Here is an 18,965-nt window from a genome sequence, read left to right as displayed (position 1 = left end):
TTGCATAAATATAACTAAAAACCCTTTTAAAAACAACAATAACCTTAAGTTATTAACTATAAAAAAAGAGGAGAGTGTTTATTTCACCCTCCCTGCTTGCACTCTACCTCTTTGTCTACTGGCTGCCCCCTGCCATTGTTCAGGTATATTATTGTTATCATCGTCAGTATAGGTCAGATGTTGATAAACTTCTTTAGGAGTAACTCCATAATCTGCAAAGAAAGCTCCCCTAGCTTGAGGATCTTGCATAGCACTTTCAAGAAAACCTCTTATTTCTTGAGAAGAGTAATCAGCAAAATCACCCATAAACCTAGTAGTAGCATCAATAAGTGGATCTATTGTGTCGCTCAACTCCCCTTGATTATTAGGATATGCTTGAGGGGATGGGCCACTAAGTATCTCAAGTGGTGAACGTTCTACTACTTTATTTTCTTCAGTTCCTCCTCCATCAAACCAATTAAGAGGATTCAAGAAACCACCAGCAAATCTACTGCCTTCTTCTTGCTCTTGAGCTTCTATAATTTCATTTTCTAATACTGGATTCCCAAATTGATCTATATAAGATTGCCTTCCTCCCATTTCTTCGTTATATTGCTCCATATGGGAATAAACAGGACTACCATCTTCCCTATAACCTGCTACCCTGTACTCTGAAAAATCTATATAATCAGGTGATTCTGCTATTTGACCACTTGGCCCATTACTAGATCCACCTGTTAAAGCTTCAAGAGCTGCTCTTTCTTGCATACTCATTTCATCCTGGTGTTGCTGCTGCATAAAGTCTAATTCATCACGCTGTAACTTATACTGATCTTGGTGCTGCTGCTGTTGAAAATTAAGTTCATCATTAAACATAGACATTTCCTGGTCCAAAGCTCTATCCTGATAGCCCATTTCCCAACCAACTTGCTCTTCTTTTAATGCTTGCTGGCCCAATGCTAATTCCCTGTTAGTCCTTCCATCTTCCCACATTTCACCTAAACTACCAACAGGTGCACCAGTTAAATCGCCCATATTTCCAGCATAGATATTAAGTCCATCAGCCCAGCTTAGATCTTCACCAGCATAACCTGATGAACTTAAATAGTCTTTCAAGGCTATTTCCTGCTGCATATTTTGAGATAAATTATTCTCTAACTGCTGTCTTTCATTAGCAAGCTCTTGAGCTGCTACTTGAGCTTCCATTAGTGGCTCTTGTTGTCGCATCTGTTTTAATTGCACATAATCATCAACTAAACTTCTTTGTCCCCCATTACTAAAACCTTGCATAAAAGCTCCAAATTTACTCATGGTTTCAACCAACTCCTTAATTTATTTATTAGTTATTCTCATAAAAAACAAATTACCTAGTTGTTACTTTAAATATTCTCTCAAATAGTAATAAAATTCCCATCTGATAAAATTACCTACAGTTACAGGATCTAAAAATTGAATTGTAATGTTGTATCTATGCTGAAAGGACATCAAGCCCCCAATATATGATCTAGGATTGTATTTAGTGTTATACTTGTGGGCCAATATATTTTTATAACCCTGCTCATCTTCGATTAAGAGAATAAACTTAGCCTGGTTTGACCTTAATAGCTCGTTCTCAAATCTTGCTCTATCTTGCGTCATATTGCCAGATAACTCCTCTAGACTTGCTTTGCGCTCAATTACAATCTGATTATTAAAATATATGTCTCTAGCTATTCCTAACTCCTCGTTACGAGGTAACATAAATGAGTAATCTCCAAAATCTAGCTTTTTTGATTTATATTCAATCTCATGCTTATCAAAATACTTTAGAATATGATCGTTCTTCTTCTCTCTCGTGTCAATTAAGATAACTATACTATCGAGTAGCTGATCCAGCTCTGACTTAGTATATCGATAAGCTATTTTATTATTTATCATCGCTAAACTCCTTTCTGTATGCTCTATCAAAAATTAACCTCTAACCAACCCCCACTTACCTGCCTTTCTTTTCTTCCTATCTCCTGCTTTAACTTTTTCAATGTATCCTTTATTGACTAGATCTCTTTTCGCACTTCCAATACTGCTACGCTTCAAGCCTGTCCAATATGCTGCAAAAGACCTACTAAAAGGTGCTATCTGTTCCTTGTCTGCCTTATAACCTTGCTGTACCTCTAACAATTCAATAAAACCTTCATATAGCTTCTTCTGATTACCTGACAACTTACTTACTGGCTTTGGTGGTGCTATCCTAGGTAACTCTATAATTCCAGCTTTTCTTAGCAATCTAATTAACCAGATGATCCAGCTACCACTCTTTAACTTCTTTTCTTCTCCAGTTACATAAGTAAAATACAACTCTGGTAGAGTGTAGAAGTTAGCTGATCTATGGAAGTCTTTTAATCCTATATCTCCACTGTCTGCTCTATACAATGCTGCTGATGGATTGTCTTCTTCATGCAGTGGACACTTAAAGGCCTTACCTACTCTAGATACTTGGATATTAAATACCCTTTTAACTATTTCCAACACTACTTCTTCACTTCTTATTAAATCTTTGTACTGCTTAATATTAACTTCTGTATCACCACTAACTGAAAGAGCTTTTACCCCTTTGAACCTACTATAAATATTTATTGTAGGTTCAACTGTCTCTTTGTGCTCTTTTGAAGTAGACCCAGTAGTAGTGCTAGTAGTAGATTTATTAACTCCAGTACCACCTTTTAAGTAGCTAATTATAGCCTGACTGTCAATAGAAAAGTTAGCAAGTGGTAGGTCAACAAAAGATAAACAGTCAACCCACTCATACCTACCACCTTCAGGGTGAATACTTGGTGGTGCTACTACATAACCATTAGTCTTTATCTCACCTCTACTGGTCTTGTGTGGCTTAGGTAAGTTATCAGTCAAGTAGTAAAGGTGGTATCCTCGACTAGTTTCAACTATTGGCGTGTATGTGTGATTTAACTGCTTAGCTGTTGGTCTTTCATCCAGGTCAACAGCTATTAATCTCTTACCTTCTTGGATCTCTACACCTGTAATAACTCCAAAGTTCAATTTATTATCTTTATCAAACCACTCTTTAACCATATCAGGAGTGGCTTTGTTTTCTCTTAATATGCTCCACTTACCAAATGGTATTAAATCGTTATATGGTACTTTACTCTTTGGTTTAAGGGGGATTAGATGAAACCCACGCCTAACCATTTCTAAAGCTGCTGTTAATTTATTCTGATTGATTCTCTTACTGTTTTGTGGTATAATATGCATTAACAGACACCTCTCTTATAGCCTTTGCTGTGGGCTTTATTAGAGGTCATATTGATTCGATCACAAGTTAGATCGCTGTTGTCTTTGTTGCTTGTGTTGCTTGTCCTGCTGTTGCTGTCAGCAGGATTTTTTCTTTGCACCATCAATAAATCATCTTCTACAACTTCCAGCCCAACTTGTGCTAATTTTTCTTTAACTTGGGCCAACTTCACTAGCTACCACCTTCCTCTTTAACCTTAATTAATATTGCTCGCTGACTTTTATCAGCTAGTACCTCTACCTTATCTCCTTCTTGTGCTCTCACTGCCTTTCTGACTGCTGAAGGAATATAAGTCTTGCCAACACTATCGATAGAACTCTGGTGAATCACTGGCTTAAAATTCATGTTTTAACCTCCCTTTTTTTATTAAACAATGCCAAACATTAATTAAAAAAACATCTATTAAAAAAACCTTTGAAAGCATACTACTCCTAATTAAAGAAGTAATACATCCTCCAAAGGCTTTAACTTTCTTTTTAATGTTAATTGTTATGACATCATGTCAGTATTAATAATTATCTCTGCCTAAAAGAATTAACAATAAATTAGATACATAGCAATTAGCTTGTATTCTCACAATAATTTATCTGTTGACAGATCAAATATTAATAGTTATAATTTAATTAAATTAATGAGTAAAAGAGATTAATCTAATTAAAGAAAACTAAAAACACAATGTCTTCTCAAAAAAAGGTTGTAATAGTTGGCGCTATTATTACCTTTAGAAGAATGTCCCATATATACAAGTTGGCGCTTGTATCATGGGGAATTATTTAATTTTAGAGCTTTTTAATTTTAGAGCTTTTTAGTTTTAATCTTTCAGTTAAGGACTGTTGGCGCAGTCCTTTTTTACTTTATGGTAATATTTTACCACTTGTTGTCTTACCATGTCTAATCTAGACTAAAATCATTTAACTTAATTTAAACCTATTAAAGCAAATTAGAATAATTTAACTATTCTAAACTTAATTTTATATTTTTCCTTCAAAATTTAAATAAAGCTTCTTAACTGCTCTTGCTCACCTATTCACTCTTCTCCTTTAAAACCCTTTAATTAAATTCTATCTTTTTAAAGTTTCATCTTTCTTGAATTATAAAAGACTTATTTTCAAATAGCAACAAATTCTTAAAATTAATAATTATTCCTTAATTTGAATTATATCAGCCTTTTTAATAAAATCAAGTATAATTAGTTGACAAAATATCATATTTATTAAACTAGATTTATATTTATAAAAACATAGTTTCTTCTTTAACAAGAAAACCAAATTTTTATTAGGATTAACTCAAGAAAAACTTGGAAAAATCCTGTGCAATGATTTTATTTCTTAATATTTATCCAGTTCGATTAATTTATCGATTTTTTGAGGTTTTTTAGTTTGATAAATAAATTTTTAACTCTAGTCATTAGTTGGCTTTTCAGATAAAACCCCTTGCTTAATATCAAAATTGATCGTACTAAACCCTAGTTTCCTTAACTAAATAGCCAAAGACTTACCAGAAGTTTTGCACGATCAATGCTATTTCAAACTGATATATATTAAATACCTCAAATTTATTTTTCATCTATTAACTCAATCCCCCTATACAAATATTATATCATATTCATTCCTATAATGTCAATTTTTAAACTTCTATAAAGCCTATTATTTCAAGGGTTTAGACCACTTTCGTTTTTAACAGTTTTAGCTGGTATTCCAGGGAAATAAGCTACTAAAACAAACCTAATTCTATGATATATTTTATAAGATAATCACAATCTGTTTTTTGCCTATCTAAAAATAAAAACTACCCCAAAAAGGGCAGTCTTAATTTAATTTGAAACTAATAACTTTTAAAGCATATCTAATTTACTCTCTAATACATCTTTTTGAGTTTCAGGCTCAGTTTCTTTAAGTTGAATATTGCTTAAATCTAAATCATCCTCTTTACTTTCTTTATCATTCTCATTACTTTCATTATCTGTTTCTAACTCTTTTGTATTAGCTTTCGTTTTCTTAGTAGTGTTCTTACTAGGCTCACCTGTCATATCTTCAATAAATGCGTTCTGTGTTCTTTCTTGATACTTAATATATAACTTTATAGCTTTCCTCACTTCTTCAGAAGCATTTGGTTGCTTATCCCACCAGGCTGCAAGCTCTTTGGGGATCTTAATACTTTTCTGGACTAAAGTTTTCTTTTGATCCATTTGTATCCACCCATTGCATTAGAAAATTGAGGTTTATCCAGAAGCTCAAGATTTTCAAACCCTTCTTCATTAAATTTATTTTTAAGTTTTGGGTATAAAGCTACTGCACCACCACCAGTTAAAAGTATATTATCGATCTCTTTAATTTCATCAACTAAGTTTATTATGCCAATGTAAATGTTGTTAGCTGCCTTATCATAGCAAGGATTCAAGATTGAACTTATATCAAATTCCTTGCCTTTAACCTTAATCTTGCCTTCTTCTATGTTCTCCTGCAGGTTATGAAGTTCTTTCCTTAGACCAAAACGCCTGTTAATCTCTCTTGCTACTTGTTGGTACACCTGAACCATGCCACGAATTGGCTTAGCAGGAATTTTAGAAATAGGCTCTAGTGAATCCATTAAATAAATATCTGTTGAGTAATGACCTACGTCAGCAACTAAATTAAATTGAGAAGCCAAGTTTTGTTTTTCCTCTGCTATTTTCCCTTTTTTATTAAGAACCTCATTCATTAAAGCTAAAAAACCTTGTGGTCTCACTTCTACTTTTTCAATATAAAACACTTTAGTTTCATATCTACTAGCATCATAATTATAAAAACCAATTTCAACCCTGTTACCCTCAAATCTTTTCTTGATAATGTCTTTATAATCGATAAAATGAGAAATTGGTAAGGAGATCAATAGTTTGACTTTGTTATTATCCTTTTTAAATTTATCATATAAAAAACCAGCTGCTGTATTAACTAATATTTCTGTTTCAAAACTATCTACATCATCATCATTAATATTTTGCACGACCTGATCAGATTGTTTTCTAGCTAATTCACCTATGAAGTATTCTTGGTTATTATACTTAACTCTCATTTGTTCAATATCATTATGACGTTTCAAGCCAATCATATCTAATTCCTTAACGTCTTGGCTGATTAAAGAAGGAAATCTGATAACCTTACTACCATCAGTTGCCTTTACATGACTATGACCAAAATCTACACTAATCTTCATACTTAAAACCTCCTATTTATTAGTCATACTTAGTACTACATGGTATTACCTAGTATTACTTAGTATTACCCAGTAATACTATCAAGTGTTACATGGTATTGCTTAGTATTACTGCAACCTCAACCCCATTCCCTCAACCTCTTACCCTTAACCTAAATCAATTAAAGTTTCATTAAGTTGTTTGAATTCTTCTTCTAGTTTCATCTTTCTATTCCAAAAGTTATGCCAAACTTTCTGATACTCTGCAAGAGTTAGCTTTTTTTCCTCCACTCTCTGATCCAGATCTTCAAACTCCTGATTTATCTGGGCCAACTTTTCTTAATACTGGATCGCCTTTTAACTACGATAATAACCTGTTATTCACACTTCCCCTTTTAATAAACTGGCTGCCCTTCTACATATATCTGAACTTTATTAATATATACATCATCAATAAACAATTCTAATTTTTCTCTACTCTCAAATTTCTTAATCAATTCTTGGCTCTGATCTGTCTTATATTTAAGCTCCCAAACTATATCATACTCTAATTTATCTAATTGCTCTACTACTTCCCATTTCTTCTTGTTTAATTTCTCTATTTTTTTATCTAATTTATTCGATTCCTCAAAATTTTCAAGATTTGAATGTAAAACAGAATCTTTTTCCTGTACTAAATCATTTATCAAACTATTAAGAGCATTAACTTCAGATTCAAGATTTTTAACTTTTTCACCTTCCATTAATCCTTTCTCGTGTAACTGGCTAACTAGATCCAGCTTATCAAACATCAAGTTTAACCTTTCCTCATAACCTGTAACAGGTTCTTCTTTTCTTGACGTCTCAATTAGCTCTTCAAGTTCTTTTATCTTAGCTTTTATCTGTTCTCTGCTCATCTACTCACCCCCATATTAGAATTAGAACAAAATTATCAGCTACTATATATAGTTAATCTAACTCTAAATCAATGAACTCCTGAATTGATTCTTTCATCTTCTCGACAAACAATTTAGAATCTGGTGCTGGGCCAACTTCCCACTCCACATGAACTGTTCCATCAGATTCAGCAGTAATTGTTCCTCCAGATTCATGAGTACCCTTACCAATAAATGTAGTGTCTCCTTCTCTAACCTCGATATGTTCCATGGTTATCACTCCTTTTTTATTCTTCTTTTATAAAGTCTAATATTAACTCTGGGTCTCCTCTAACTCATCATCACCTTCTAGATAATCCCTCAACTGATTCTCTGTTACTCTCCACTGCCTAGCTACCTTCTTCCCTTTTAGCTCTCCTTTATTTAACAGCTTCCTAACTGTAACATCTGTAATTTTTAATATTTCAGCAACTTCTTTAACACTATATACTTTAAAATCCATTTCTTCACCTCCTTATTTAATATAGTACCATAGTTTGAAACCTATTTCAAGACTGTTTTATATTATTTCATACTGCTTTGATAGTAAACAATGTAAACATACGTTAGTAATTATCAATCTTGTTTTTAGAGTAAATGTAACAAAACTTATATTGAGTTACTTTTTTGATGATACTCATAACCCCAGTAGTTACTAAGGCTCATGCCTATTTTAACTAAATTAGAATCAAATAAACGTAACATAACAACTTGACTTGTTACATAAAATGTATTATATTATGTATATAAAGCTATTATCAGGAGGGGTTAAAAGATGAATAAAGTATCACCAATCAGGGATAAGAGTAAAATTAAGGAAATGAAGGCAGAACTATTAAAGAGAAGTTACAGGGATTATTTACTTTTTGTTGTGGGGATCAATACTGGATTAAGGATCTCTGATATATTAAAGTTGAAAGTTGAAGACGTTAAAGATAAAACCCATATTGAGATCAAAGAGAAGAAAACTGAAAAGGAGAAGAAGTTTCTAATCAACTCCAAGCTCCAGGAGGAACTTAATAAATATATGCTTAACATGGAAGATCACGAGTTTTTATTTCAAAGTCAAAAAGGAACTAATAAAGCAATTAGTAGAGTTCAAGCATACAGAATCTTAAGAGCTGCAGCTGATAAAATAAAAGGATTAAAAGATGTTAAGATTGGTACTCACACACTACGCAAAACTTTTGGCTATCATCACTACCAAAGAAATAAAGATGTTGCATTACTACAGGAGTTATTTAATCACTCCTCTCCATCTGTAACACTTGAATACATAGGAATTAACCAAGATGTCATGGATAAAACAATAGAAGACTTTTATTTATAAGCCTACTCTTTGAGTGGGCCTTTTTCTTTTGGATTCTTTTAATATTAACAATAATTCTTGGAATAAATTGCATATAGTAATTAGACATAAGTTTGATATGTTTAAGTATTCATTAAACAGACTGGGTTGCTAAGATAACACAGGTGTTTTTTGCTAACAGGCGTTAGTTTGCAGGCAAAGTTGGCAGGGTGGTTAATGGGTGAGATTATTATAATAGTGAGTATTTTTATTGCTCACATATTCTAAAAAGGAGATGGTCGTGTGTTGCAAGATAATATTTTTTGGCCTTTGGTTGAAGAGTTGTGGCCTATTTATTTGATGATTTGCGTTATTGTTGCTGCCAAGAGAATTGGCCAAGGAATTTGGAGAAAGCTTAATGGCGAAGATGATGGGATCAGCGAAGCTATAAACGATATAATTGTTGGTTTCTTTTTTGCTCATACTGCATTGGCATTTATTGCAGTTGTCTGGTACTTGATGCAAGGCATTGGAACTACAGCTGAAGGGGTTGTAGAGCTTATAGTTAATAGGATGGGCTTTTATGAATAACTTACGTAAGTTGTGGGAGGTTCTTAATTCATATCCAGAATATGAAGGTTTGATATCTGCTAATTGGTTTCATCACATAGTAGTAAGCATAACTCAATTTTTTCAAAGAATAATACTAACATCTCCTACTATATTTTTAACCACAGAAGGTTTTTGGTTAGTCTATGAAAAGACTGCTAGTTTATCTATAGTTGTCATAGCTTTTGTTTGGATGAAGTTTGCAATCAATAAATTACGAGAAGTACCAGTTAGTTTTGAGGAATTGCTTTTTCGTACAATAACATATGCAATCACACTCAAGGCAGCACCTCATATAGTTGTAGTTGCAATCAAAATATTTAATCGTATTACAGCAACAGTCATTGATGCACAAAGTTTAACTGTACCAGAGAATGTTGGAATAGGAAGTGAAATAGGGCTTATATTTTTGATGGCAGCTTTCGTTTTATTAATGTTGCGTTTAATTTGGTGGTACTTTGAAAGAATAATATGGTTAATATTATACACTGTTATAATTCCTGTTGTTTTGGCCCTTAGATGTTCTATGAAATATAGAGACATTGGAGAAAGGTTATCTAATAAGATAAGAGATAAGTTAGTTGTTCAAGTGGTTCATGCTCTAGTGCTGTCAATTATAGGTACGATAGTTTTGGGTGTTAGTGGCCTTAATCCAATACTTACATTAGGTTGTCAGATAGGTGCTTTAAGTGCCATGAATAAGATGGAAGGGTTAGTAGTAGAGTTACTAGGGGCATCATCTAAAGATTTAGCCCCTGGTCTCTACAATTCAATCCAAAGGTATAAAACAACTGGTCAAGTTGCAAAAGAAGGTGTTAAGTGGGGAGCAACAGCTAAGAAAGCATGGAAACTGTTTAAACGTATGAGAGGAGGAGTCTGATTTGAGTTTAAAAGATAGGTTCAAAGAAGAGTTAGAGAAATTCAAAGATTCTTCATTGAAAGTAGCTAAGAAGGCAGGAGACAGCATATTAGAAGAGTATGAAAAAGGTCTAGGTTTGGATAGCAGAAAGAAAAAGCGAGAAGAAGAGTTAGGAGAAAAATTTGACGTTCCAAAGGTCAACAAGAAAGGTGCAACTTTGTATGGGAAAGCTAAGACAGGAGTTATTAGGCGTAATCTTTATTTCCCTTATGGTGATTGGCGTCATAAATTGATTGTTGGAGGTACAGGATCAGGAAAAAACACTTGGGCAGAAAACTTTGTAGTTAACTGTCCTCATGGTGTCGCTTTCCTTGATAATGCAAAAGGTAGTAGTGTCGATAATATCCTTAGGGCCTCATCAAATGAACAGTTAAAGAAAACTATAGTACTGGATCATAGTATTAGAGAGCAGCCTCTTGCTGTAGCCACTGTTGAAAGCATAGATAATATATTTGAAAATGATATGTTAGTCAGCCAATGGGAAGATTTCTTTATTAGTAACTTTGATATTGGAGATAAGTTTAGAACTCGAAAAGTAATCAGAAATGCTTTAAAAGCTGTTTTTGGTGTAGATAACATGACAGTATTAGACGCAGTTGAATTTGTCAGGAATCAAGATTTCAGAACATATATATTAAATAAGTTGCTAGGCGAAGACTATAGAGATGTTAAGAGGTACTGGAATGAGTTTGATGAAATGAGCGATAGTAAGCAGCTAAATTATATTGAACCATTTTTGAACAGAACAGGCAACATTAAAGGCGATACAATACTCAAGACTACACTGGGCCAAATACCAAAAGAGAAGCTAGATTATGAAAAATGGGTTAATGAAAATTACAAGGTATTGATTAAAATTCCAGAAAAACAATTGCCAGCTGAAGCAGTAAGAATTATATCTTCGTTACATATGCTCAATTTTTGGCGTGCTTGCCTAAGTCGTGGCGATGTTTTCGATCAACCAAGCAAGCAATTCACTGTTATATGCGACGAACCACAAGGTTGGCTAGGAAAAAACACCAAAGTACTCGATAATATATTCAGCAAAGCTAGAGCTTATCGCATGAATGTAATGTGCTTGATCCAATCAACTGAACAAATAAAAGATGAAAGCAGCAAACTGTTAAATGTTATACTGCATAATCAACCTGATATTATAGCTCTTAGTTATGCTGATATAGATGGTTTTAGGAATTTCGACTGGCAAAACTTAAGCGATTATAGCTTTTTAGCTCGAGTGAATAGTCATAAATTTGTTGGTAAGTCACTGAAGCCTGTTACTTCTAATGCAGAACGTCCAAAAAAGGAAGCCTTGGCGTTTTGTTCTCATATGAGGGATAAGTATAACAGACATTACTTAGATGTGCTTAATCGCATCGAGAGGAGGCATAGAAGATGGGAAGAAGGAGCAAGTGTTATAGAGAGCCAGAGTCAGTCAGAGTCACTAGACAGTGGTACAAAGACAACGTCAAGCATAGACTCACAGACAAAGACAAGCGAATCCTCAGATTCATCCATAATCACAAACTGGTAACAAATTATCAAATCAAGAAAGTATTCTACAGGGATAACAAAGGCATAAAAAACTGTAATCGCAGGCTTAGGATGCTATATCACGAGATGTATTGTATTGATAGATACTTCCCTCCAGTTGATACAGGCAGTTCAAAACAGCATTTAATGCTTGATAAGGCAGGAGCTAAAGCAATAGGTATTAGTCCTTTCTATAAGCTAAATAAACCAGTGCTTAGACATGAACATCATAGACTAGTTACTGAATTTAATATAAGGGGATGGGAAAAAGGTCTAGGTTGGGCCAAACTTGAACACAAGATAGCTGATCAGGTAGCAGACCTATATTATCCACGCAAGAAGATGGCAGTTGAGATTGACACAGGCAGCGAGTCAAGGAAGACACTTAAAGGGAAGATTAAAGGATATAATAGAACTACTGACCTTAACTATCTTATTTTTGTAACTACTGGAGGTCAAAGCAGAATTGATCTTTGGGAAGATAAGATTAGATCAGATATCAAGTTTGCTGGTTGTCAATTCAAAGATGTAGACGAATTATTAAATATCATCAAATAGGCTATACTATCTATGAGGTGACATATTGGACTATATGAAAGATTTACAACATCATATGACTAATAGGTTTCAAGATATGAACCCATACGAATTTGAACACTTTCTAGCATCTATGTTTGATGATATGGGGTACACTACCATAGTCACTAACAGTAGTGGTGATTTTGGAGTAGATTTCATAGCTGAGAAAGATAACAGAAGAATAGCAGTCCAGGTTAAGAGATATGCAAAGGGAAATAAAGTTGGAGTTCAAGATCTGAATCAAGTCTTTGGAGGTAAAGAATATTATAACTGTGATACTTCTATGCTTATAACTACATCATCAATGACTATGAGTGCCTGGGAGCTTGCTAATAATATAGATAGAGCTTGGATCTGGGAGTGGCCTGACCTTGAAAAAAGGATAAGAGAGACTTACAAAGACCAATTCCCAAGTTATTTTGCAGATGATCATATAGCTATTAAATTTGTGAAAATGGTAGGTAAAGCTATCATGGTTATTATTTCGATTGCTTTTGCAGCTGCATATAAAGAATAACTATTTCTAGCAACTCCCCTATTCTTTACTCATCTTATTTACCAAATTGTTTCTGATGCAGATAATATTAACTAAAAAACAATTCATATGTTTTTAATTGACTACTCCTAATGGGAAATAATCATTTCTTGTCCTTAATCAAATTTCTTAACTGCTCAGCATTACTATGCCAATATTCAAAGTTTGTATTACAACCTTTTTTATTTAACAAAATAAGTAATCTATTAACTAGATCATAGTTAACTCCCTTGCCCTTCTTAGCAGCTTTAATCCCTATTGGTGTAGTAATATGTATAGTTAGATTCACAGGTTCTTTTAATATCTCAACTGCTTTAATTATTCCTGTAATTATACATCTATTAGGTGTAGTTTCCTCTTTAATCTTACCTTCAATAAACTTGGTAACTTCCTTATATTCTAATAACAACTTATAATAATTACCTAATTCGCCATGACCAACGCCACCAATAACATAAACATTAACTTTTTTCATAATAGCATTCCTTTCTAAAAAAAGTTTTCTTATAATCATCCCTTCGATTCGAGGAAAGTGGCTAGGCATAGTTACCCCCTTGCATTATCAAAAGATAAAAACAAAGAGGATTCTATACAAAATATCCCAACGAACTGAGGTATTCGTTTAGTGTATAGGTCAAGGTGTTATCTTCCTCGACAAGTCTTGTCTGCTGTTGCAGAATGTGCTGTGGTGTAGTTTTACCACACTAAGGTATATTAACCTTACTCGACTTTTTCCCCCTCTACTAGCCTATTACAGGCGTTCGACTACGACAGGGCGACAGTTAGTCTGTTCACACACTCACCAACTAGATTAATATATTTCTTGAATATATCCCTAGTCAGGTGGCTTCTGTTCTCCAGCTACATATCACTATATAGCCTGCGACTAGATTTACCTCTAGTAAGGCGAAGGTATTGCCCTCTTTGGTTATCTCTTTTGCACTATGGCAGGTGCTAGAGCCTTCTTGAGTGCCAATTTTTTCCCTGGATAGCACAAACGAGGTGGCTTTCCTCAGCAGTTTTTTTGTTATTTAATTTCGTGGCTTTTCCCTTTGCTCACGAACGAATAAAATATTTAATTTTAACCATAATTCTTCTAACCATTTTTATAATTTAACTCTATCAACTAAATTTTTAATTGCTTCACTAACGATAGTTTTAACTTGTTCTGGCATCTTGTTGGATTGAACCAAAAAGCTCTTTTTCTTTTTACTGTAAGTTATATCAATATAACCACAATCATCTAGCTTATAGTAACAATTCAATCTTACCAATGATCGATTCTCTTTGGTCACTACGCAAACAACTTTCTCTTTCTTTAATTTATTGCTAATCTCCTCTGCTTTGTGGAGTAGGTTAACATTGTGTTTTTCACCTTGCTTCAACTTAAACTTTTTACAGTTGCCTCTAGAAAAGCTTTTAATTTTGGTATTATAGCCATTGCAGTATAGGTCTCCATCAAAGTATTTACATCTGGCACAAGTCTTTTTACTTCTTCTTGTTTTATCTAATTGCATAGAATGACCACCCCAAACTTTACCCATAATATCACCCCTTTCTTTTTGGTAAGCAACCTTTTAGCTTGCAACTAAATTAAATTGTATTTAAAACACAAAAAAGCCCTAGACAAGACAAGGATTCACTCCCTATCTTATCTAGAGCTTTCTAGATAGTTCTATATTGCCAACAGTTTCTATTGCTTTAAATTATCATTTTTGGTATAATAACTTAAAGTAAATAAACTACTGCAAGATAGACAAGGGGGATTCTTGTCTGTCGAATTGTTAGAGCTGTTGGTTGCAACTCTGACAATGTATGTAGTATTTAAAGCTATTCGTTAAGGTGCACCAACACCTTTAGGCGAATAGCTTTTATTTTATTGTGATTTAATCTTCCTATCCCACCACTGGGACCCTTAACAAGTTTAATCTTTTTCTTCTAATACTAATTATTCTTCTATTTCTTTCTAATTCCTTCTTCAAACTAAAATTAAATTAAAACAGTTAATATTCACTTAAATATTAACCCACAACCTATTACCTCTCAAGCAAACTAATCACTTGTTCTCCAGATAGATTATTTTCAACCATGCATTCCATAATTTTAATAGCATAACATCGCCCTTCCTGATTCATTCTAAAGTAATTATTAATAAATCTAACTATATTTTCTGACTCTTCTTTAGAAATTTCTGTTTGCTTTAATTCTTCTCTGATACTAAACTTCTCTACTTTACTTAAGCCCCTACTCATTATCATTCCCTCCTTATTTTATTTTTATGTACATATGTACATTTGTTTTTATATACATATGTTACCATGGTTAGTACTAAAATGTCAAGGTTAGCACTAAAGTTACAAAAATGTTATAATAAAAATATTATGTACATATCAACTTTTGCTTAAATAAACAAATGTGGAGGTGTTAAAGTGAGTAAAAAGAATATTCATACTACAGTTGATAAAGAATTAGTAAAAGAAGCTAAGATCATGGCTATCAAGCTAGATATTAACCTTAACGAGTTAATAGAGGAAGGTTTAGAAATGGTCTTAGAAAAGTATGAAAAGGAGTTAGCTGAAAAAGAGTAAGAAGTTGCAGGCCTCCCCCCTGCTCCCTTCTTTTATCCTCAATATGTTACTTAAAAAGTAACTTCTATTCTCGTTATATTACATTATTAAATATATTCCTTAGCAATAATTGCTATAAATCCTATTGTGGCAGTGGTTGAGGGCAATTTGAGGAAATGTAACACAACTACAGTTGTGTTACATTATTTTGTTTTGTAAATAAATTCAATATTATCCTCTAGTAGCCATCATATAGCACAAAGGATTCTATAACTTAAACACGAATTAAAAAGTAACGCTAAAGAAGAGTTTAAAAACAAATATGGAAGGAGCTTACCTATGGATTTTTATTTTTTAGACTCTGATCATGAAATGTATTTTTACAAGATGTTTGAAAGAAATATTTCTTCTTGTTCACAGGTTGATCTTGCATCATTGCTTTATATTTTATCAAGCCTAGATAAATTTCGTCGCCAAGTTGATAAGTTTTTTGATCCTGATAAACAGTTTATGGCAGACCTTGATAAGATTACAGAAAATCCATCGATTACTTTGTCAGATTCAGAATTTGCTTTACTGCGACTTGCTTATCATCTATATACTTCTAGTGATCATTATAATGCGACGTTTATCAATACTCTTTCTGGTTTGTCAGATGAATTAACAAAAGTAGTTCTTACTGCTTTAGAAATCAATATTGGTTTAAATTTAAATTTTGAGAGCGAGGGGGAATTTTAATGTCAGAAGAAGAAGAGATTGTAAATCAACCATTAGACATTCCAACTGCAGAGGAAAGAAGAGCAGCTGCACGTCAGCACGAAAAAGAACTTAAAGACTATGAAAATTGGAAGCAAAATTGGAGTTTTGTGAGTGAAGAGCATAAGTCGAATTTTCAAGTATTGCGTGACCAAGGTGTTCACACAGATAGAGCATATTTGATATCAGGGAATAGAAAATTATGGGTCTATAGAGATGAACTTTTAAGTTGTCACGATCTCGATCAAGCTGAAGAAGTTATTTCAGGATGGAGTAGTAGCGAAAAAAGTTTAGCTCGACTTATATTCACTCTAAATGTTAATATTTCAGAATTTTGTGGTAGACTTGATATGCAAAATGAGAAACTCTTCATTAACTTTTTAAAAATTAGGTTTTAATATTATTTGTGAGGAAGTAATGAGTTTACTCGTTGTTTCCTCACAAATCTAAATAAGACCCTAATCATTAAGTAGGTTTTAATGAACTAGGTAATCCTCTTTAGCTTGAATGCTACAGCTGTTAATATATACTGTAATAACAGTAAATCAAGGTTAAATTCAGCTTGAAAATAAGGTGAAAAATTTTTCATCTTATTTTCATCATACTTTCATCTAATTTTTTAAGGTTGGCCCATATCGACACCCTTTTAATTAAGGTTATTAGTAGTAGGTAACATCAGTTAGTTAACTAATCACTCTCTTACCTTTATGCTGCAATGTCAATCAATTAATCTTAATATTGGCTTTCAAGATAAAATCAAAGGCTTGAAAGTTTTTTGAAACTATTTTGAAACTGAATATATTACAATCACCCTATTAAATCTTCTGCCTTCATGCAAAACAATTCATCTAACAATCTTTCCTGCTTAATAATATCTTTTCTAATCCCTAAGTAAGTCCTTTGGTGCATATTCTTAGGCTTATCTGGTATTGTGCTATACACACCACGCCACTTTCCACCTAGCTTACTATATAGCTTATCTAACTTTCTTCTAACCTTTGCTAATTCATCTCCACTTTCTTTACTACTCCTATAAACTAGATCTAAACAATCACGACAAAGAAAGTAATCACTAGCACTACTTTTATATATCTTCTCTACCCTGCTATTGCATTTGGGGCATTTAAAATAATTTTTATATCCTCCAAGGTTCATAGGTACTTTATCAAGCTGGACGTTATAATTTATCCCTTTTTCTTGATCTACAGTGTAATATAAAAAAATATAATCCTTGTGTGCCTTAGCTGATATACTAGCACTCCAATCATCTCTAGACCATCTTAAAGTAAACTGGCAACCTTCTTTTAAGAACCCTTTTTTATTTAAATAATTAATATCTATACTTAAGCAATCTTCAACTGCTGTTTTTCTGCTGCATCTACCACTGCCATAACCACCCATGGCTTTATCACTCCTCATTTTTTCATAAATCCCCTTATAAATTTGATTAAGGTTAAAACTGTTTTATTCCCACTACACCCCTCTAGAAACCTGCTGCGTATCATCATATAGTTCTGCACTGCTATAAGGGCCAACATATAAGCCTACCTACGACCTGGGAGCGTTACTTTATTGTTCTCCCCTTTATATTAGTTGCATATTGTTGCAAATTCTTGCATAGAACCATACTAAACATCACATTTTAAAGTTTCTATGTATAAACTCCCCCACTACTGGGAATACTAATTTTAGTAGGTGATATTATGTCTAGTGATAAAAGTTATATCAGAATAGAATTGATTCCTATGGTTGCTGTAGTGGCTCTGTTAGCTATTTAACTGCTAACCTATGTTATATGACCTTTAGTGACTAACTCTTGTTATACAGTTGAATATGACATTAGTAAGGGGTTTTTAGTACAATTTAGTATAGCTTAGTAGCGATGATCTGTTGGGTTAATTTTTAGGTTGAATTAGATTGCTGTTCGACAATAATTTTTACTTAACCCCCCCCCCTAGTTTTTGCTTCTTATCAAAACCACTTTTTAACCATTTTTTATAGCTTGTCCAATTAAAATCGATGGGGCAGGGAAGTGGTAAAATGTCGAATTTATATCGAAAAAAATAAATTAATGACTTATATTAGCTATGACATTTTACATCTCTTCTACCCCTTCTCACCTCTCTTTAACCTTGCTTTATTAATAATTCGACAACTTAACTTGATTATTCTTTTCTTGTTGTACCTGCTGCTATTACTTATTTTTTATACCCCTTCTTTAACGTAAAAAAGCAACCTCATTAAAGGTCACTTATGATGCCTCCATATCTTTAAAAAACTCTTCTAATATCTCGTCTAAGTCTTCATCAGCAGGTTTTTCTTGTTGCTCCTCTTGCTTTGACTTTAAATATTCTATATGATCATTGATTTTAGAATAAGTATTTGCCACTATTGTCTCAGCTAACCTTTCCATTTGGTTTGGTAGATATCTATAAAGCCAGTTGTCAATAAACTCTGGGATAATTCTGTCTTCTGAACTAATGTAATTGTTATAAATTAAGTTATTAGAAGAAATAACTATGAAATTATTATGAGTTCTAGAATTAAGTACTATTTCATAGATTGGATAGATTTCTCTATTGTTCGCTACTGTAAAAAAAGGAGAATTCTCAAACTTTTCAAAAATATAATATTCAAGTAATTCTTGAGTTGAATCATTATCTCTAGCCATGCTAATGTAGATAGGGACTTGATTAGGAACTTCATTTTGAGCATTAACTTTAAAATTAAAACTTAATAAAACACTACTAATAACGATAATAACAACAATTTTTTTCACTTCATTCACTCCTCCTGCTCTTTATTTTGCACCATGTATTTCTAATG

Annotated in this window: 25 protein-coding genes; 9 read left to right on the top strand and 16 right to left on the bottom strand. The window is 33.0% G+C overall.

The genetic code is table 11. From position 1 onward, the window contains the following. Positions 1-78: 78 nt before the first annotated feature. The 11 genes from MWH25_RS10445 to MWH25_RS10395 all read right to left on the bottom strand — a co-directional run bounded on the left by MWH25_RS10445 (position 79) and on the right by MWH25_RS10395 (position 7,816). Positions 79-1,290, bottom strand: a complete 1,212-nt coding sequence (locus tag MWH25_RS10445) for a hypothetical protein (RefSeq protein ID WP_248627591.1) — start codon at positions 1,288-1,290, stop codon at positions 79-81. Positions 1,291-1,353: 63 nt separating this feature from the next. Then, positions 1,354-1,896, bottom strand: a complete 543-nt coding sequence (locus MWH25_RS10440) for an ERCC4 domain-containing protein (RefSeq protein ID WP_248627590.1) — start codon at positions 1,894-1,896, stop codon at positions 1,354-1,356. Positions 1,897-1,929: 33 nt separating this feature from the next. After that, positions 1,930-3,225, bottom strand: coding sequence for a bifunctional DNA primase/polymerase (locus tag MWH25_RS10435; RefSeq protein WP_248627589.1), 1,296 nt, complete (start codon positions 3,223-3,225; stop codon positions 1,930-1,932). Further along, positions 3,225-3,437 (bottom strand): hypothetical protein, encoded by a 213-nt coding sequence (locus MWH25_RS10430; protein ID WP_248627588.1) that lies wholly within the window; start codon positions 3,435-3,437, stop codon positions 3,225-3,227. Before MWH25_RS10430 ends, MWH25_RS10435 begins: the two co-directional genes overlap by 1 nt. After that, a complete protein-coding gene (locus tag MWH25_RS10425; RefSeq protein WP_248627587.1) occupies positions 3,437-3,610 on the bottom strand; it encodes an AbrB/MazE/SpoVT family DNA-binding domain-containing protein in 174 nt (57 codons plus the stop codon). The genes MWH25_RS10430 and MWH25_RS10425 overlap by 1 nt, the downstream gene beginning before the upstream one ends. Before the next feature lie 1,489 nt (positions 3,611-5,099). After that, the gene (locus tag MWH25_RS10420) at positions 5,100-5,453 is read right to left on the bottom strand and encodes a hypothetical protein (RefSeq protein ID WP_248627586.1); all 354 of its coding nucleotides are present in this window, start codon (positions 5,451-5,453) and stop codon (positions 5,100-5,102) included. After that, entirely contained in the window at positions 5,432-6,460 is a 1,029-nt protein-coding gene (locus MWH25_RS10415; RefSeq protein ID WP_248627585.1) for a ParM/StbA family protein, read from the bottom strand. The genes MWH25_RS10420 and MWH25_RS10415 overlap by 22 nt, the downstream gene beginning before the upstream one ends. A gap of 147 nt (positions 6,461-6,607) precedes the next feature. Further along, positions 6,608-6,772 (bottom strand): hypothetical protein, encoded by a 165-nt coding sequence (locus MWH25_RS10410; RefSeq protein ID WP_248627584.1) that lies wholly within the window; start codon positions 6,770-6,772, stop codon positions 6,608-6,610. A 62-nt stretch (positions 6,773-6,834) separates the two neighbouring features. Beyond that, entirely contained in the window at positions 6,835-7,335 is a 501-nt protein-coding gene (locus MWH25_RS10405; RefSeq protein WP_248627583.1) for a hypothetical protein, read from the bottom strand. Positions 7,336-7,387: 52 nt separating this feature from the next. Continuing rightward, a complete protein-coding gene (locus tag MWH25_RS10400; RefSeq protein WP_248627582.1) occupies positions 7,388-7,585 on the bottom strand; it encodes a hypothetical protein in 198 nt (65 codons plus the stop codon). 42 nt (positions 7,586-7,627) lie between these two features. Further along, positions 7,628-7,816, bottom strand: a complete 189-nt coding sequence (locus MWH25_RS10395; RefSeq protein WP_248627581.1) for a helix-turn-helix domain-containing protein — start codon at positions 7,814-7,816, stop codon at positions 7,628-7,630. A 312-nt stretch (positions 7,817-8,128) separates the two neighbouring features. On the opposite strand from MWH25_RS10395, the gene MWH25_RS10390 reads away from it, so the two are divergent. From MWH25_RS10390 to MWH25_RS10365, 6 genes are all read left to right on the top strand, one after another. Beyond that, positions 8,129-8,683 carry a site-specific integrase gene (locus MWH25_RS10390; protein WP_248627580.1) on the top strand — a complete coding sequence of 185 codons (555 nt, stop codon included), beginning with the start codon at positions 8,129-8,131 and terminating at the stop codon, positions 8,681-8,683. Between the two features lie 261 nt (positions 8,684-8,944). Further along, on the top strand, positions 8,945-9,232 hold the full coding sequence (locus MWH25_RS10385) for a hypothetical protein (RefSeq protein WP_248627579.1): 288 nt from the start codon (positions 8,945-8,947) through the stop codon (positions 9,230-9,232). Next, positions 9,225-10,130: a hypothetical protein gene (locus MWH25_RS10380; protein WP_248627578.1), complete on the top strand. Its 906-nt coding sequence runs from the start codon at positions 9,225-9,227 to the stop codon at positions 10,128-10,130. The genes MWH25_RS10385 and MWH25_RS10380 overlap by 8 nt, the downstream gene beginning before the upstream one ends. A 1-nt stretch (position 10,131) precedes the next feature. Next, positions 10,132-11,703: a type IV secretory system conjugative DNA transfer family protein gene (locus MWH25_RS10375; protein ID WP_248627577.1), complete on the top strand. Its 1,572-nt coding sequence runs from the start codon at positions 10,132-10,134 to the stop codon at positions 11,701-11,703. Beyond that, positions 11,670-12,260 (top strand): replication-relaxation family protein, encoded by a 591-nt coding sequence (locus MWH25_RS10370; RefSeq protein WP_248627593.1) that lies wholly within the window; start codon positions 11,670-11,672, stop codon positions 12,258-12,260. The genes MWH25_RS10375 and MWH25_RS10370 overlap by 34 nt, the downstream gene beginning before the upstream one ends. A 34-nt stretch (positions 12,261-12,294) precedes the next feature. Further along, positions 12,295-12,798 (top strand): restriction endonuclease, encoded by a 504-nt coding sequence (locus tag MWH25_RS10365; protein ID WP_248627592.1) that lies wholly within the window; start codon positions 12,295-12,297, stop codon positions 12,796-12,798. A gap of 121 nt (positions 12,799-12,919) precedes the next feature. On the opposite strand, the gene MWH25_RS10360 is transcribed toward MWH25_RS10365, so the two are convergent. From MWH25_RS10360 to MWH25_RS10350, 3 genes are all read right to left on the bottom strand, one after another. Beyond that, positions 12,920-13,360: a ribonuclease H family protein gene (locus tag MWH25_RS10360; protein WP_248627576.1), complete on the bottom strand. Its 441-nt coding sequence runs from the start codon at positions 13,358-13,360 to the stop codon at positions 12,920-12,922. A gap of 562 nt (positions 13,361-13,922) precedes the next feature. Further along, the gene (locus tag MWH25_RS10355) at positions 13,923-14,360 is read right to left on the bottom strand and encodes a hypothetical protein (RefSeq protein WP_248627575.1); all 438 of its coding nucleotides are present in this window, start codon (positions 14,358-14,360) and stop codon (positions 13,923-13,925) included. A 492-nt stretch (positions 14,361-14,852) separates the two neighbouring features. Beyond that, positions 14,853-15,068: a hypothetical protein gene (locus tag MWH25_RS10350; protein WP_248627574.1), complete on the bottom strand. Its 216-nt coding sequence runs from the start codon at positions 15,066-15,068 to the stop codon at positions 14,853-14,855. Between the two features lie 177 nt (positions 15,069-15,245). Here MWH25_RS10350 and MWH25_RS10345 point away from each other — a divergent pair, with 177 nt between their 5' ends. The 3 genes from MWH25_RS10345 to MWH25_RS10335 all read left to right on the top strand — a co-directional run bounded on the left by MWH25_RS10345 (position 15,246) and on the right by MWH25_RS10335 (position 16,537). Further along, positions 15,246-15,404 carry a ribbon-helix-helix domain-containing protein gene (locus MWH25_RS10345; RefSeq protein ID WP_248627573.1) on the top strand — a complete coding sequence of 53 codons (159 nt, stop codon included), beginning with the start codon at positions 15,246-15,248 and terminating at the stop codon, positions 15,402-15,404. A 318-nt stretch (positions 15,405-15,722) separates the two neighbouring features. Continuing rightward, entirely contained in the window at positions 15,723-16,121 is a 399-nt protein-coding gene (locus MWH25_RS10340; protein WP_248627572.1) for a DUF6075 family protein, read from the top strand. After that, entirely contained in the window at positions 16,121-16,537 is a 417-nt protein-coding gene (locus MWH25_RS10335; protein ID WP_248627571.1) for a hypothetical protein, read from the top strand. Before MWH25_RS10340 ends, MWH25_RS10335 begins: the two co-directional genes overlap by 1 nt. 409 nt (positions 16,538-16,946) lie before the next feature. On the opposite strand, the gene MWH25_RS10330 is transcribed toward MWH25_RS10335, so the two are convergent. Next, positions 16,947-17,558: a hypothetical protein gene (locus tag MWH25_RS10330; protein WP_248627570.1), complete on the bottom strand. Its 612-nt coding sequence runs from the start codon at positions 17,556-17,558 to the stop codon at positions 16,947-16,949. A gap of 832 nt (positions 17,559-18,390) precedes the next feature. Continuing rightward, positions 18,391-18,918, bottom strand: a complete 528-nt coding sequence (locus tag MWH25_RS10325; protein ID WP_248627569.1) for a hypothetical protein — start codon at positions 18,916-18,918, stop codon at positions 18,391-18,393. Positions 18,919-18,965 lie beyond the last annotated feature (47 nt).

Origin of the sequence: Natroniella acetigena, from assembly GCF_023227745.1 — a bacterium.
GTDB classification, from domain to species: domain Bacteria; phylum Bacillota; class Halanaerobiia; order Halobacteroidales; family Halobacteroidaceae; genus Natroniella; species Natroniella acetigena.
The sequence above is the reverse complement of the archived record's forward strand: the minus strand, read 5'-3'. Positions and strand labels throughout refer to the sequence as shown.